This window comes from Arcobacter sp. 15-2 (assembly GCF_047159865.1).
Taxonomy (GTDB): Bacteria; Campylobacterota; Campylobacteria; order Campylobacterales; family Arcobacteraceae; genus JAIOSF01.
Map to the genome: position 1 here is coordinate 384,407 of NZ_AP038804.1, position 14,190 is coordinate 398,596.

14 protein-coding genes and 4 tRNA genes are annotated in these 14,190 nt (G+C 31.5%); 12 read left to right on the forward strand and 6 right to left on the reverse strand.

The window, feature by feature from the left end; translation table 11 throughout:
• The first annotated feature begins 151 nt into the window (after positions 1 to 151).
• The 3 genes from ACMCMH_RS02025 (at position 152) to ACMCMH_RS02035 (ending at position 2,155) form a co-directional block, all read left to right on the forward strand.
• Positions 152 to 553 (forward strand): hypothetical protein, encoded by a 402-nt coding sequence (locus ACMCMH_RS02025; RefSeq protein ID WP_412726588.1) that lies wholly within the window; start codon positions 152 to 154, stop codon positions 551 to 553.
• 110 nt (positions 554 to 663) lie between these two features.
• On the forward strand, positions 664 to 1,965 hold the full coding sequence (locus ACMCMH_RS02030) for a hypothetical protein (protein WP_412726590.1): 1,302 nt from the start codon (positions 664 to 666) through the stop codon (positions 1,963 to 1,965).
• Positions 1,958 to 2,155 (forward strand): hypothetical protein, encoded by a 198-nt coding sequence (locus ACMCMH_RS02035; RefSeq protein WP_412726592.1) that lies wholly within the window; start codon positions 1,958 to 1,960, stop codon positions 2,153 to 2,155. The genes ACMCMH_RS02030 and ACMCMH_RS02035 overlap by 8 nt, the downstream gene beginning before the upstream one ends.
• A gap of 35 nt (positions 2,156 to 2,190) precedes the next feature.
• Here the strand turns inward: ACMCMH_RS02035 and ACMCMH_RS02040 are convergent, their stop codons facing one another.
• The 5 genes from ACMCMH_RS02040 to ACMCMH_RS02060 all read right to left on the reverse strand — a co-directional run bounded on the left by ACMCMH_RS02040 (position 2,191) and on the right by ACMCMH_RS02060 (position 2,810).
• Positions 2,191 to 2,328 (reverse strand): hypothetical protein, encoded by a 138-nt coding sequence (locus ACMCMH_RS02040; RefSeq protein WP_412726554.1) that lies wholly within the window; start codon positions 2,326 to 2,328, stop codon positions 2,191 to 2,193.
• Positions 2,329 to 2,460: 132 nt separating this feature from the next.
• Positions 2,461 to 2,537, reverse strand: a tRNA-Met gene (locus ACMCMH_RS02045).
• 5 nt (positions 2,538 to 2,542) lie between these two features.
• Positions 2,543 to 2,617 (reverse strand) — tRNA-Gln (locus tag ACMCMH_RS02050).
• A 36-nt stretch (positions 2,618 to 2,653) separates the two neighbouring features.
• A tRNA-Met gene (locus ACMCMH_RS02055) sits at positions 2,654 to 2,730 on the reverse strand.
• A 5-nt stretch (positions 2,731 to 2,735) separates the two neighbouring features.
• Positions 2,736 to 2,810 (reverse strand) — tRNA-Gln (locus ACMCMH_RS02060).
• Between the two features lie 125 nt (positions 2,811 to 2,935).
• Here ACMCMH_RS02060 and ACMCMH_RS02065 point away from each other — a divergent pair.
• The 4 genes from ACMCMH_RS02065 to ACMCMH_RS02080 are packed head-to-tail and all read left to right on the forward strand — an operon-like array spanning position 2,936 to position 6,388.
• A complete protein-coding gene (locus ACMCMH_RS02065; protein ID WP_412726594.1) occupies positions 2,936 to 3,964 on the forward strand; it encodes a bifunctional 3,4-dihydroxy-2-butanone 4-phosphate synthase/GTP cyclohydrolase II in 1,029 nt (342 codons plus the stop codon).
• Between the two features lie 18 nt (positions 3,965 to 3,982).
• Positions 3,983 to 4,939 (forward strand): methionine ABC transporter ATP-binding protein, encoded by a 957-nt coding sequence (locus tag ACMCMH_RS02070; protein ID WP_412726596.1) that lies wholly within the window; start codon positions 3,983 to 3,985, stop codon positions 4,937 to 4,939.
• Positions 4,939 to 5,577: a methionine ABC transporter permease gene (locus ACMCMH_RS02075; RefSeq protein WP_412726598.1), complete on the forward strand. Its 639-nt coding sequence runs from the start codon at positions 4,939 to 4,941 to the stop codon at positions 5,575 to 5,577. Before ACMCMH_RS02070 ends, ACMCMH_RS02075 begins: the two co-directional genes overlap by 1 nt.
• 10 nt (positions 5,578 to 5,587) lie before the next feature.
• Positions 5,588 to 6,388 carry a MetQ/NlpA family ABC transporter substrate-binding protein gene (locus ACMCMH_RS02080; protein WP_412726600.1) on the forward strand — a complete coding sequence of 267 codons (801 nt, stop codon included), beginning with the start codon at positions 5,588 to 5,590 and terminating at the stop codon, positions 6,386 to 6,388.
• A 44-nt stretch (positions 6,389 to 6,432) separates the two neighbouring features.
• Here the strand turns inward: ACMCMH_RS02080 and ACMCMH_RS02085 are convergent, their stop codons facing one another.
• Entirely contained in the window at positions 6,433 to 7,407 is a 975-nt protein-coding gene (locus tag ACMCMH_RS02085; RefSeq protein WP_412726602.1) for a helix-turn-helix domain-containing protein, read from the reverse strand.
• Between the two features lie 165 nt (positions 7,408 to 7,572).
• Between ACMCMH_RS02085 and prpB the strand changes: the two genes are divergently transcribed.
• The 5 genes from prpB to ACMCMH_RS02110 all read left to right on the forward strand — a co-directional run bounded on the left by prpB (position 7,573) and on the right by ACMCMH_RS02110 (position 14,146).
• Positions 7,573 to 8,457 (forward strand): methylisocitrate lyase, encoded by an 885-nt coding sequence (gene prpB, locus ACMCMH_RS02090; protein ID WP_412726604.1) that lies wholly within the window; start codon positions 7,573 to 7,575, stop codon positions 8,455 to 8,457.
• A 49-nt stretch (positions 8,458 to 8,506) separates the two neighbouring features.
• A complete protein-coding gene (gene prpC / locus ACMCMH_RS02095) occupies positions 8,507 to 9,658 on the forward strand; it encodes a 2-methylcitrate synthase (protein WP_412726606.1) in 1,152 nt (383 codons plus the stop codon).
• 102 nt (positions 9,659 to 9,760) lie between these two features.
• The gene (gene acnD, locus ACMCMH_RS02100; RefSeq protein WP_412726608.1) at positions 9,761 to 12,358 is read left to right on the forward strand and encodes a Fe/S-dependent 2-methylisocitrate dehydratase AcnD; all 2,598 of its coding nucleotides are present in this window, start codon (positions 9,761 to 9,763) and stop codon (positions 12,356 to 12,358) included.
• Between the two features lie 110 nt (positions 12,359 to 12,468).
• Positions 12,469 to 13,644 carry a 2-methylaconitate cis-trans isomerase PrpF gene (prpF, locus tag ACMCMH_RS02105; RefSeq protein ID WP_412726610.1) on the forward strand — a complete coding sequence of 392 codons (1,176 nt, stop codon included), beginning with the start codon at positions 12,469 to 12,471 and terminating at the stop codon, positions 13,642 to 13,644.
• Positions 13,645 to 13,726: 82 nt separating this feature from the next.
• Complete coding sequence (locus ACMCMH_RS02110) at positions 13,727 to 14,146, forward strand: hypothetical protein (RefSeq protein ID WP_412726612.1); 420 nt, start codon at positions 13,727 to 13,729, stop codon at positions 14,144 to 14,146.
• Positions 14,147 to 14,190: the final 44 nt, after the last annotated feature.

A 14,190-nucleotide genomic window follows, 5' to 3' on the forward strand; every position in this document is an offset into this window, starting at 1 on the left:
CTTTGACACCTTATAAACACCTATAAACACTAGGATTTTTTTCTTAAAATTCCCTATTGTTTTTTATTTTATAATTTCCTACTATTTTATTCAAGGTTATCGGTTCGAACATTTAACCAAAAAAAATAAAAAGAAAAGAGAGAAAAGAAAAATGGCAAAAAAAACATATCTTATTAAACAAGAAAGAAAATTTAATGGTGATGTAACAGTTGCAAGTGCATCTTATGAATGTGATGAAGCAGAAATTAGTGGTCTAGTTGCATTGCTAGAAGGTGTTGTTACAGTTATGGAAGAAAACTTAAGTTTATCATCTGCTGAAGGTGCTTCAAATGTTGTTACAGGTGGTTTACCTATTGACTCTGTTTCTTTGGTTCATTCTGAAGCTAAGACAAAGTATTTTGGTGCATATAATAAACCTTTATTATTTAAAGCTACTACAAGTGTTACAGAGTTGCAAAACTTATTTAAAACACATAAACCATTCAGTGGTGCTTATGAAACTGAAGCTCCTGACAATGTATTCCCTAAAGTTTCACACATGGGTGCATTATAATATCAAAGTAGCCTAACACGCTACTTTTTTGTTATTCATAAAGGGGTTGAGTTTGATTGAAATAATATCACATTAACAACCCCTTTTTAAATCACAAAGAAAGGTTAAAAATGAATATAGAAACACTTACACCAGAAGAACTCACACACGATGTTTTTAAATCACAAATAGTAGGACTTGTTAAAAAGTATCAGAAAATCATAGATGATGATACAACAGAAAAAGACACACTAAAATGGATAAATGAAGAGCTAGAACAACTATCTACATGGTTAACAACTCTAAATGATATAGATATAACAGTAACTTACGAAAACTTACAGGAACAACTACTAACATCACAAAGTAAGTATGATGAATTTGTATCTACTCTAAATACAAAACTAGAAGAGATAAACACAACTTTTGAACAAAAAGAAAAAGAAATCACTCAAACATTTGAACAAAAATCTACATCAATAGACCAAACATTTGAACAAAAAGAAACTGAGATAAATGAAACTTTCAATAACTTAGGTTCTACAATAGAGCAAACATTTGAACAAAAAGAAAATGAAATCACTCAAACATTTTCACAATTAGAAAACTTCAAAGGACCACAAGGTATTAAAGGCGATAAGGGAGATAAAGGCGACCAAGGTATACAAGGAATAAAAGGAGATAAAGGAGATGTAGGTACTACTGATTATAATGAATTAACGAATAAGCCAATACTTGATGTTGCACAATCTTTAACATCATCAGATGATATATTTCAAAATGTTTATGATAAAAATGGTACTTATAAATGGGGTTCTGTTCCTCTTAATGCACCAACTTCATATGCAGTTATGCAAAGGATATCTCGTGGGTCTGGTTTTTCTCAAATTGTTATTGGTCTAATTTCTGGTCGAATGTTTTTTAATAATGTTTATGGTTCTTCTGATAGTTCTTTTAAAGAGGTTTTGCATACACAAAATACTACAATTGATGCAAACGGTTTCATAAAAACATCAAGCCCAGTGTTAAATTTATATACCGATAAAATAGATATCCATAACCTACAAGACTTCGGAGCTACTCCAACTATGACAAAATTAGAAAAAGGTGTATATGAAATCAAAAATACATTAGGTCTTAGAATAGGAAGTCACTATATAGAAACTCCACACGATAGAAACGGAAATAAATATTTTAATGTTGAGTGGGAACAAAATATCGAACCTACTACAAATGATGGAATACTAAAAGAATATATTAACGATATTGTACTTATAGTAAAAGTATATACAAGAGTTTGGAATCCTACTACAGGTATACATGATAATGGCGAACTTATAGATATAAATGAATTACAATCTAGATTTATACAACTTAGATTTAATGAACTTAAAAAAGAAGAACCAATTATGGAAGATGAGCCTAATGATTGAATTAACTACATTGTTTTTAGCAATATTGTCTATTATTGTTATACCTTTGATTATTTATGCTTTTAAACAAAATGGTCGTATAGCTGTACTTGAAACTAAAGTTGATTATATTGATAGATTAGAAAGTAAAATAGATACTTTGTTTACAAAGATCGATGATTTAAAAGATGAGATCCATGCAAAAAAATAACAAGGTTTGTGTGGTAAACCTATATTAAATTAATTTTATTGAGCTAGTAAGTTTTTAGCGTCAGTTGTTTTTAGTCCTGATTTAGAACAAGCATTTTCAAATGATTCATTTGATTTTAAAAGTCGTATTAAAACTTCTAATTTTTCTTCTTTTGTAATGTTTAAGATTGACATTATTTCTCCTTATTTTTAAATTTTGCTTTACGGGGCGAAATTCTATATACATATATAAAATAAGTGGGAGATAAGATATAACTAATGTTATAAATTTCTAGTAATAAATATAATAAAAAATTATGATTTATTTGGTTGCGGAAGCTGGATTTGAACCAGCGACCTACGGGTTATGAGCCCGTCGAGCTACCAAGCTGCTCTATTCCGCGAACTGTGGATGGGATACTAGGATTCGAACCTAGGAATGTCAGCACCAAAAGCTGATGCCTTACCGCTTGGCGATACCCCATCAAATTTGTGTTTAACACATACTAAAAAAATAAATTGGTTGCGGAAGCTGGATTTGAACCAGCGACCTACGGGTTATGAGCCCGTCGAGCTACCAAGCTGCTCTATTCCGCGAACTGTGGATGGGATACTAGGATTCGAACCTAGGAATGTCAGCACCAAAAGCTGATGCCTTACCGCTTGGCGATACCCCATCATGTTACTTATGTTTTAAGTGTCGGAATTATAGTAAATAAATTTTTTTTTGTCAAGCCTTTTTGTGACAAATTTTAAAATTTGTGCTATAATCATACTAATTAAATGATAAAGGTTATTATATATGTCAGCAATTAAAAGAGTAAAAGAAGCAATAGAAGAGATCAAAAAAGGCAATATGGTAATAATGCTAGATGATGAAGATAGAGAAAATGAAGGTGATTTGGTTTATTCAGCAGCATTAAGTGATGATCAAAAAGTAAATTTCATGGCAACTCATGCAAAAGGTTTAATATGTGTAGCTGTTTCTAAAGAAACTGCAAATAGATTAGAACTAAATCCAATGGTAGCATCAAACACTTCATCATATGAAACAGCATTTACAGTTTCTGTAGATTGTGCAAAAGCAAGTACAGGTATTAGTGCCGGTGAAAGAGATGACACTATTAGAATCTTAGCCAACCCAATTAGTAAAGCTGTAGAATTAGTTCGACCAGGTCATATTTTTCCTCTTATTGCAAAAGATGGAGGTGTACTAGCAAGAACAGGTCACACTGAAGGTAGTGTTGATTTGTGTAAATTAGCTGGACTTGCAGGAGAAGCTGTTATTTGTGAAATCATGAAAGAAGATGGAACGATGGCTAGAAGAGATGATCTTGACATTTTTGCAGAAAAACACAAAATGAAACAAGTGTATATCTCAGATTTGGTTGAATACAGAATGGCTCATGAATCGCTTGTAAAAGAAATTTCAACAGAAAAAACTTCTTTTATGTCGCATGATGTAAGTAAGAAAATATTTGAAGATCATTTAGGAAATAAACACACAGTAATTCAATTTGGTCAAATAAACGAAACTTCACTAGTAAAATTTCATAATGTAGAATACGATATCAACCTCTTTTTAAATGAAGATAAATTAAACTCCATTTTAAAATCTATTAACTTTTTAGATGATAAAGGTGGTGTTTTAATATTTTTAGACAATACAAATGAAACTAAAGAGATTATGAAAGATTTTGGTATTGGGGCTCAGATTTTAAATGAATTGGGTATTAAAAATATCAAACTACTTACAAGTGGTGGAAAATATTCGTTTGTTGGATTAACTGGATTTGGTCTTGAAATTAAAGAGGAGATTCAATTTTCATAATATGAAAACTAAAAATATATGATAAATATACAAAAATTAAATAAATTCTACAATACAACAAAAGTATTAGACAATGTTTCCATAGATATACAAAAAGGTGAAATTTTTGCTATTGTAGGACACAGTGGAGCAGGAAAATCAACTCTAATGCGTTGTATTAATGGACTTGAAGATTATAGTGATGGTTCATTAAAAGTAAACGGCAAAGAGATAAAAGAGCTTTCAAAAGAGAATTTAAGAGAGTTTAGAAAAAATATTGGGATGATTTTTCAACATTTTTCACTTATTCAAAGAAAAACAGTTTTTGAAAATATTGCCTTACCTATGCAGCTTTGGGGATACAGTAAAAAAGAGATATCTAAAAAAGTAAATGAATTATTAAGTTTAGTTGGATTAGACACAAAACTTAACGCTTTTCCAAATGAGTTAAGTGGTGGGCAAAAGCAACGAGTCGCAATTGCACGGGCTTTGACACTCGATCCTGATATTTTACTTTCAGATGAAGCAACATCAGCACTTGACCCAAATACTACAACGGCAATTTTAAATCTTTTAAAAACTATAAATGAAAAACTTAATATCACAATAGTTTTAGTAACTCACGAGATGGAAGTGGTAAAACAAGTTGCCCAAAGAGCTCTTCTGTTAGAACATGGAAATATTATTGGATTTGATGATACAGAAGAATTATTTCTAAAACCTGATGAGAAGATGAAAGAGTTTTTAGGGGAAACAGAAGTTGTTCCAAATGTTGGAATTAATATAAAAATTTATTTTCCAAAAGATAATGTATTTCAATCATTTATTACAAAAATGGCACGAGAACTTGATATGGATTTTGATATTGTTTGGGGTAAACTTGAAGAGATAAATACACATATTGTAGGTAACATGGTTATAAATATAAAAAATGAGCACAAAGAAAAAGTTCTTCACTATATCAAGCAACATAATATTATTTGGGAGGTTATATAATGTTAGATATATTACTACCAGCTCTTGGACAAACAGTGTATATGTCTTTAGTCTCTACAACTTTAGCTGTTATCATTGGATTTGCTTTAGCAATTGTTTTGATACTCACTTCAAAAGATGGATTGCGTGAAAATCAAACAATTTATTCAATGTTAGATGTTGTTATTAATACGCTTCGATCTTTCCCTTTTATCATTCTTATGATTGTATTATTTCCATTAACTAAATTTTTAATAGGGAAAAGTATTGGAACAACTGCTGCTATTATTCCACTTACCATTGGTGCTGCTCCTTTTGTTGCAAGACTTATAGAGAGTGCGTTAAAAGAGGTTGATAAAGGAGTTGTTGAAGCAGCAAAATCATTTGGAGCAAGTGATTTTCAAATCATTTTCAAAGTGATGTGTGTAGAGGCACTTCCTTCAATAATTTCAGCAATTACACTTACTCTGATAACTGTAATAGGATTCTCAGCAATGGCAGGGGCTGTTGGTGGTGGAGGTTTAGGTGATATCGCCATTAAATATGGGTATTATAGATTTCAAACAGATACAATGATGTATACAGTAATCATACTTATAGCTTTAGTGCAAATTGTACAAGGCTTAGGTGATTATCTTTATAAAATAACAAAAAAATAAAAGGATTCAAATGATTAAAAATATTTTAAAAGTTGCACTATTATGTGCTATTACAATAGGCTTTGTAGCGTGTACAGATGATGCAACTACTGAAAAGAAAACAACTATAAAAATAGGTGCTACACCAGTTCCACATGTAGAAATTTTAGAGTTTGCAAAACCACTTTTAAAAGCAAAAGGGTATGATTTGGAGATTGTTGAATTTACTGATTATGTAACTCCAAATATTGCTGTAAATGAAGGTGAATTAGATGCTAACTTTTTTCAACATTTACCATATTTAAAAGAGTTTAATATAAATAAAAACACAAAACTTATCAAAACTGTAAATGTCCACTTAGAACCAATGGGACTGTACTCTAAAAAGATTAAAACTTTAGAGCAATTAAAAGATGGTGCTACAATCGCTGTACCAAATGATCCTACAAATGAAAGTAGAGCTTTAGATATTTTAGTACAAAAAGGATTATTGACATTTAATGATGTAAAATTAAAAACAGTAGTTGATATCAAAACAAACCCTAAGAACTTACAAATAAAAGAACTTGATGCTCCACAATTACCTAGAGTACTTGATGAAGTTGATGCTGCGATTATTAACACAAATTATGCTTTATCAGCCAATTTAAATCCTCTTAAAGATGCAATTATACTAGAATCAAAAGATTCACCGTATGCAAATATAGTAGTTGTAAAAGAAGGAAATGAAAACAAAGATTATATCAAAGCCTTAAATGAAGTATTAAATTCAAATGAAGTTAAAAAATTCATTGCTAGTAAATATCAAGGTTCTATTATAGAAGCTTTTTAGAAATCAATAAAACATCAAAATAATTTATATTTTGATGTTTTAACTTATCTTTTTTTCATAGGATTTGGATAAGTAACCTCTTTTTGTAAATCAACACTTAAATTATTGTAAAACAATTCTCCATAATCTGTAACTCTATTAATCGTCTCATAAGCTTGTTTAATGTCATTATTATATTTTAGTGCTTCTTGTAAAACCTTTATAATTTTTATAGATTCTAAAAAATTGACATGAGAAGGTGCTTCAACAGGTGAACTGTAATATTTATGCATTCTTTCCACTAAATTCTTATTTCTTATTTCTATAAAAACAGATTCAATTGGAGATTTAAAAAATAGTATTTTTTTTTCAATATTTATAGAGATATATGTCGTTTCACTACCATAAATTTTTCGTGAAAATGAATCGAATAAAAAAAGTTTCTTATTATAATTATTATGAAATAGTTCATAAATAAGTTCCAATATATTTATTTTTTCCTCTCTTGTGTAAAAGTTTCCAATATTTGCAAAACAAAAAGACAAAATTGATTTTATAGAATACCACTCTGTAGTATCATAATCATATCGAAGCATTTGATTAATTCTATTTTGTTTCAAATCTTCAATCTCAGGGGAAGTTTTCGTACGATAAATTCTTTTTACAGCTGTATCTCTATACATTGGACCAGGAAATTGTGCTTGTATCACAAATCTTCTTCCCTGCTCCATATTCATAATATATGATAATCTTCCATTGTAATCTTCATCTATAATTCTGATCTCTTTTTGAGGAATTTCAGTAATCGCTTTAATAAAATCTTCCTCAGTACAATCCTCATCCCATATATCATTAGAATAACGAAATAGTTGACATAATTTCTCTTTTACTTCAAAAGAAGGTTCTACACTTGAAATATTATCAATCCAAGATGTCACTGTTCTCCTATCTTTATTTATAAGTGTCGCAAATTTAGACAAACTAAGATTTGATTTTTTAAATATTTCTCTCAGTTTATCTACAGATGTATTGAGTGCCATAATAATCCTTTCACCCGTGTATTGTACAATATTTTAACATATAAATCAATTATTGTACATATATAAATTATAAGTACAAAATATATAATTATAAAACTAAATTTGTACGAGTAAATTGTATAACAATAATGTACAATATATCTATATAAAATTAAAAGGATTAATATGAGCGCAGGAAAAAAATTTAGACAAGCATTAAAGGAAGAATCACCTTTACAAATTGTTGGAACAATTAATGCATACCAAGCATTACAAGCAACTAAAGTTGGATATAAAGCAATTTATCTTTCAGGTGGAGGGATAGCAAATGCTTCTTACGGTTTACCAGATTTAGGTATGACTATGATTGAAGATGTTTGTATTGATATTAGAAGAATCACTTCTATCTGTGATACACCGGTAATTGTTGATGCTGATACAGGTTGGGGACATGCATTTAATGTTGCTAGAACTGTTAAAGAATTTATTAGATCTGGAGCTGCTGGATTACATATTGAAGATCAAGTTGCTGCTAAAAGATGTGGGCATAGACCAAATAAAGAGTTAGTAACTACTGAAGAGATGTGTGATAGAATTAGAGCTGCTGTTGATGCAAAAATGCAATTAGACCCTGAATTCTATATCATCGCTAGAACTGATGCACATGCTTCGGAAGGTCAAGAAGCTGCAGTTGCAAGAGCAAAAGCTTATGTTGAAGCTGGTGCAGATGCAATTTTTGCTGAAGCGGTTCACACATTAAAAGAATACAAAGAGTTTTGTGATCAAATGACTGTTCCTGTATTAGCAAATATTACTGAATTTGGGGCTACACCAATGTTCACAACTGAAGAGTTAGGTTCTGTTGGAATTGAGATGGTTCTTTACCCATTATCAGCATTTAGAGCTATGAATAAAGCTGCATTAAATGTATACCAAGACTTAAGAGAAAAAGGTACACAAGAAGGTACTTTAGATACTATGCAAACAAGAATGGAACTTTACGATATGTTAGGTTACCATGATTATGAAGAAAAAATGGATGCATTATTCAACGCGGGGAAAGCTAAGTAATTAGCTTTCAAAAATTAAGAAATAACAACATTAATAAAAGGAAAAATTTATGAGTACTACAAACACAGGATTTAAACCAAAAAAATCAGTTGCACTATCTGGAACTTCAGCTGGAAATACAGCTCTTTGTTCAGTTGGAAAGTCTGGAAATGACTTACACTATAGAGGATATGACATTTTAGAGTTTGCTGATAAAGCAGAATTTGAAGAAATTGCATATTTAATTGTACATGAAAAATTACCTAATCAAGCAGAATTAGATGCATATAAAGAAAAACTAAGATCATATAGAGATATTCCAAATGGTGTTAAAGTTGCTTTAGAACAACTACCAAAAACATGTCACCCTATGGATGTTATGAGAACTGGTTGTTCTGTACTTGGTGCAATTAATCAAGAAAAAGAAGAGCATCCAAAAGATGAAGCTCAAGATATCATTGATAGATTAATGGGATCATTCTCTTCTATTTTATTATATTGGTACCATTATGCATATAATGGAAAAAGAATTGATGTTGTAACTGATGATGACACTGTTGGTGGTCATTTCTTACACCTATTACATGGTGAAAAACCAAGAGAATCTTGGGTTAAAGCTATGCATGTATCTTTAATTTTATATGCTGAGCATGAGTTTAATGCATCTACATTTACTTCAAGAGTAATTGCTGGAACAAATTCAGATATGTACTCATGTATCACTGGTTCTATTGGAGCTTTAAGAGGTCCTAAACATGGTGGAGCTAATGAGGTTGCGTTTAGAATTCAAGAGAGATATACATCTGCAGATCAAGCTGAAGAAGATATCAAAGCAAGAATGGCTAAAAAAGAGATTATCATCGGTTTTGGTCACCCTGTTTATACTACAAGTGACCCAAGAAATGTTGTTATTAAAAAAGTTGCTAAAGATTTATCTGAAGAAAATAACGATATGTTAATGTATGATGTTGCAGAAAGAATTGAAACAATCATGTGGGATGCTAAGAAAATGTTCCCTAACCTTGACTGGTTCTCTGCTGTTTCTTATAACCAAATGGGAATTCCAACAGATATGTTTACTCCTATCTTTATTATCTCAAGAGTTACAGGATGGGGTGCACATGTAATTGAGCAAAGAGAAGATGGAAAAATCATTAGACCTTCTGCTACTTACACAGGACCTGAAGGTTTAAAATTTGTTCCACTAGCGGATAGAAAATAATTTAAACACTTCCAATACTCAAACAAGTGCCACTTTGGCAAACAACTAAAGGGGTGAGTTCTTACTCATCCTTTTTAATTTAATCTAAATGGATATACAAATATGACAAATACTAAATATCTCAAAAAACTAGAAGGTTTTGATACAAGTTTTTACGATGTAAAAGCAGCAGTTGAAGATATCACACCAGGTTCTTTTGAAAAACTTAACTACACATCAAGAGTTTTAGCAGAAAATCTCTTGCGAAAATGTCCAAGCGAAGACTTAAAAGATTCACTAGTACAATTAATCGAAAAAAGAACAGACAAAGATTTCCCTTGGTACCCATCAAGAGTTGTTACTCATGATATTCTTGGTCTTACAGCTTTAGTTGATTTAGCTGGTTTAAGAGAAGCTGTTGAAGCTGGTGGTGGAGATCCTAAACAAGTTAATCCTGTTGTTCCTACTCAACTTATCGTTGACCATTCACTAGCTGTAGAATGTGGTGGATATGATGCAGATGCATTCCAAAAAAATAGAGATATAGAAGATAGAAGAAATGCTGATAGATTCCACTTTATTAACTGGACAAAAGAAGCATTTGATAATGTAGATGTTATTCCTCCAGGAAATGGTATTATGCACCAAATCAACCTTGAAAAAATGTCTCCAGTTGTTCACAATATCGATGGTATTGCTTCTCCTGATACATTAGTTGGTACAGATTCTCATACTCCACATGTTGATGCACTTGGTGTTTTAGCTATTGGTGTTGGTGGATTAGAAGCTGAAAATGTAATGCTTGGTAACCCATCTTACATGAGAGTTCCTGATATTATTGGTGTTAACATCATTGGTACAAGAGCTGAAGGTATTACTGCAACTGATATTGCACTTTCTATGACTTCATTCTTAAGAGACAACAATGTTATCTCTGCTTATTTAGAGTTCTTTGGTGAAGGTATGCAATACTTAAACTTAGGTGATAGAGCTACTATTGCGAACATGACTCCTGAATATGGTGCATCTGCTGGTATGTTCGGAATTGATGAGCAAACTTTAGATTACTTAACACTTACAGGTAGAGAATCTGATCAAGTTAAACTTGTAGAAGCATATGCAAAAGCAAATGGTTTATGGGCAACTGATTTAGCAAAAGCTACTTATGCAAGAGTATTGACATTTGATTTAACTGCTGTTACAAGAAGTTTAGCTGGACCTTCTAAGCCTCATAAATTAGTACCTACTTCTACATTAAAAGCAGAAGGGATTACTGATAATACTGTTGAAATTGGTGATACAGATATGCCTGATGGGGCAATCTTAATTGCTGCTATTACATCATGTACAAATACATCAAATCCAAGAAATGTTATCGCTGCTGGTTTAGTTGCTAAAAAAGCAAACGAGCTTGGATTAAAAAGAAAACCATGGGTTAAATCTTCACTTGCACCAGGTTCAAAAATTGTTGAAGAGTACTTAAAAGATGCTAACCTACTTCCTGAATTAGAAAAATTAGGATTTGGTGTTGTTGGTTTTGCATGTACTACTTGTAACGGTATGTCTGGAGCTTTAGATCCAGCTATCCAAAAAGAAGCAGTTGATAATGATATTTATACTACAGCTGTATTATCTGGAAACAGAAACTTTGATGGTAGAATCCACCCTTATGTAAAAGAAGCATTTTTAGCATCACCACCACTTGTTGTTGCTTACGCATTAGCTGGTTCAATTAGATTTGATATTGAAAAAGATTCTTTAGGAACTGATTCAAATGGTAACCCTATTACATTAAAAGATTTATGGCCAACAGATGAAGAGATCAACGCAGTTGAAAAAGCTTCAGTTCGTCCTGAAATGTTTGGTGCTATATATGATCCTATGTTTGCTAAAAGTGATTTAGGTAATATTGAGATTTCTCCATTCTATAAGTGGAATACTCAATCTACATATATTAACAAACCACCATACTGGGAAGCTGAATATATGCAAATGCCAGCTCTTAAAGGTATGAGACCATTAGGTGTATTCCCTGATAATATCACTACAGATCACTTATCTCCATCTAATGCTATTTTACCAACATCAGCATCTGGTGAGTATTGTTTATCTAAAGGTCTTCCAGTTGAAGATTTAAACTCTTATGCAACACATAGAGGGGATCACCATACTGCTTCAAGAGCAACTTTAGCTAATCCTAAACTATTCAATGAAATGGTGAAAGATGAAAATGGTGAAACTAAACAAGGTTCATTAACTAAAATCATGCCTGAGGGTACTGAGTCTAGAATGTGGGAAGCTATTGAGACATATACTCAAAGAAAGCAACCTTTAATTATCGTTGCTGGTACTAACTATGGCCAAGGGTCTTCAAGAGACTGGGCAGCAAAAGGTGTTAGACTTGCTGGTGTTGAAGTTTTAATTGCTGAATCTATTGAGAGAATTCACAGAACTAACTTAGTTGGAATGGGTGTATTACCATTACAATTCCAAGCTGGTGATACAAGACATACTTACTCTATTGATGGTTCTGAAACTTTCGATATCGAAGGTGAAATCACTCCTAGATGTGACTTAACAGTAGTTATGACTAGAGCAAATGGAGAAGTTGTTAAATTCACAGTATTATGTAGATTAGATACTTCTGCTGAAGTAGATGTTTACAAAAATGGTGGAATCTTACAAAAATTCGCTAAAGATGTTATTGCTGAAAGTAAATAACACTTAACTAAAAAGCATCCTTTGGTGCTTTTTAGTCTTTTAAAATTTATCAAAATAATCAAAGATTTTTTTCACAAGTTTTAAACACAAACTACAAAAAGGAAATAACAATGGCATATAAACCACAATTTAAAGTAAAAGCTACATACATGAGAGGTGGTACTTCTAAGGGTACATTTTTTAACATCGCTGACTTACCAAAAGAAGCTCAAGAAGATGGAGCAAAAAGAGATAAACTTTTACAAAGAATTGTAGGTTCTCCAGATGTTTATAAAAAACAAATGGATGGAATGGGAGGAGCAAGTTCTTCTACATCTAAAGCTATTTTAGTTGGAAAATCTGATGTTCCAAATCACGATGTTGATTATTACTTTTGTCAAGTTGCAATCGATAAAGACTTTGTTGATATGAGTGGAAACTGTGGAAACTTATCATCTGCAGTTGGTCCTTTTGCTATTACAGAAGGTTTAGTAGATAATGTACCTGAAAATGGTGTTTGTTGTGTAAGAATCTGGCAAGCAAATATCAAAAAAACAATTCTTTGTTATGTAACTATGGAAAATGGTGTAGTTAAAGAGATGGGTGATTATGAGATTGATGGTGTTGCATTTCCAGCTGAAGAGATTCAATTAGAGTTCGTTGAGCCAGTTGACCCATCTGAAGAGTTATTTCCCACAGGTAACTTAGTAGATGATTTAGAAGTTGAAGGTGTTGGTACATTTAAAGCTACTATGATCACTGCTGGTATTCCAACTGTATTTGTAAATGCTGAAGATATTGGATACAAAGGTACTGAACTTCAAGGTGATATCAACTCTGATACAGAAGCACTTGCTAGATTTGAAAAAATTAGAATTGCAGGAGCACTTAAAATGGGTGTTATGAAAAGTGCAGAAGATGCATTAACGCAACAACATACTCCAAAAATTGCATTTGTATCTACAGCTCAAGATTTTACAACATCTTCTGGTAAAGAGGTAAAAGCATCAGAGATGGATCTTCATGTAAGAGCATTATCTATGCAACAACTTCACCATGCTATGATGGGAACTGCTTCGGTTGCTATTGGTGTTGCCGCTTGTATCCCTGGAACATTAGTTAATATTGCTGCTGGTGGTGGAGATAAAGATACTGTTACTTTTGGACATCCAAGTGGTGCTATTAAAGTTGGAGCTGCATTATCTCAAAAAGATGGTAAATACATCGTTGAAAAAGCTTCTATGAGTAGAAGTGCTAGAATTATCATGGATGGAAATGTTCATGTACCTGCAGGAACTATGGACTAATTTTTTATATTGTTATTGATTTATATCAATAACAATATACCCTAAATTCAGTATACTCCTTTTTTATTTTAGGAGAGACTATATGTTTTATATAACAATCAAACTTTTACATATTTTTTCAGTATTTATCTATGCTGGTTTTTTGTTTACAGACAATTTAATATTAATGAGAATGCAAAAAACACTCACAAAAGAGAAATATATTGAGATTAGAGAACATTTTAGACTTTTTACTAAAGTACTTGTGCCAAAAGCTCTTATCATTGCTGTTCTATCTGGTATGGTATTATTTTATTATAATTTTGGCTCAATTGGTGAGAATGGGTTAGAAAACTTTCAAATCCTACTTGGAATAAAAGCTACTTTAGGTTTATGGTTAGGAATAAGAGGCGTTTCACAAGTCTTTTTTGGTATACAACCTTTTATATTTAAAAGTCATCGTTTACCTTTTATTTTGACAATTTTTATTATCTTATTATCACAAATTATGTTTTCTGTATAAAAAAAGGTTTAGAATTGTTCTAAACCTTTTTTTCTTTAAAGTAT

What these genes read in the sequence shown, in the direction of transcription:
- prpB (WP_412726604.1), top strand. Translation starts at nt 7,573, where the DNA reads ATGAGCGCAGGAAAAAAATTTAGACAAGCATTAAAGGAAGAATCACCT.
- ACMCMH_RS02035 (WP_412726592.1), top strand. Translation starts at nt 1,958, where the DNA reads ATGATTGAATTAACTACATTGTTTTTAGCAATATTGTCTATTATTGTT.
- ACMCMH_RS02070 (WP_412726596.1), top strand. Translation starts at nt 3,983, where the DNA reads ATGATAAATATACAAAAATTAAATAAATTCTACAATACAACAAAAGTA.
- acnD (WP_412726608.1), top strand. Translation starts at nt 9,761, where the DNA reads ATGACAAATACTAAATATCTCAAAAAACTAGAAGGTTTTGATACAAGT.
- ACMCMH_RS02080 (WP_412726600.1), top strand. Translation starts at nt 5,588, where the DNA reads ATGATTAAAAATATTTTAAAAGTTGCACTATTATGTGCTATTACAATA.
- prpC (WP_412726606.1), top strand. Translation starts at nt 8,507, where the DNA reads ATGAGTACTACAAACACAGGATTTAAACCAAAAAAATCAGTTGCACTA.
- ACMCMH_RS02085 (WP_412726602.1), bottom strand. Translation starts at nt 7,407, where the DNA reads ATGGCACTCAATACATCTGTAGATAAACTGAGAGAAATATTTAAAAAA.
- prpF (WP_412726610.1), top strand. Translation starts at nt 12,469, where the DNA reads ATGGCATATAAACCACAATTTAAAGTAAAAGCTACATACATGAGAGGT.
- ACMCMH_RS02065 (WP_412726594.1), top strand. Translation starts at nt 2,936, where the DNA reads ATGTCAGCAATTAAAAGAGTAAAAGAAGCAATAGAAGAGATCAAAAAA.
- ACMCMH_RS02075 (WP_412726598.1), top strand. Translation starts at nt 4,939, where the DNA reads ATGTTAGATATATTACTACCAGCTCTTGGACAAACAGTGTATATGTCT.
- ACMCMH_RS02025 (WP_412726588.1), top strand. Translation starts at nt 152, where the DNA reads ATGGCAAAAAAAACATATCTTATTAAACAAGAAAGAAAATTTAATGGT.
- ACMCMH_RS02110 (WP_412726612.1), top strand. Translation starts at nt 13,727, where the DNA reads ATGTTTTATATAACAATCAAACTTTTACATATTTTTTCAGTATTTATC.
- ACMCMH_RS02030 (WP_412726590.1), top strand. Translation starts at nt 664, where the DNA reads ATGAATATAGAAACACTTACACCAGAAGAACTCACACACGATGTTTTT.
- ACMCMH_RS02040 (WP_412726554.1), bottom strand. Translation starts at nt 2,328, where the DNA reads ATGTCAATCTTAAACATTACAAAAGAAGAAAAATTAGAAGTTTTAATA.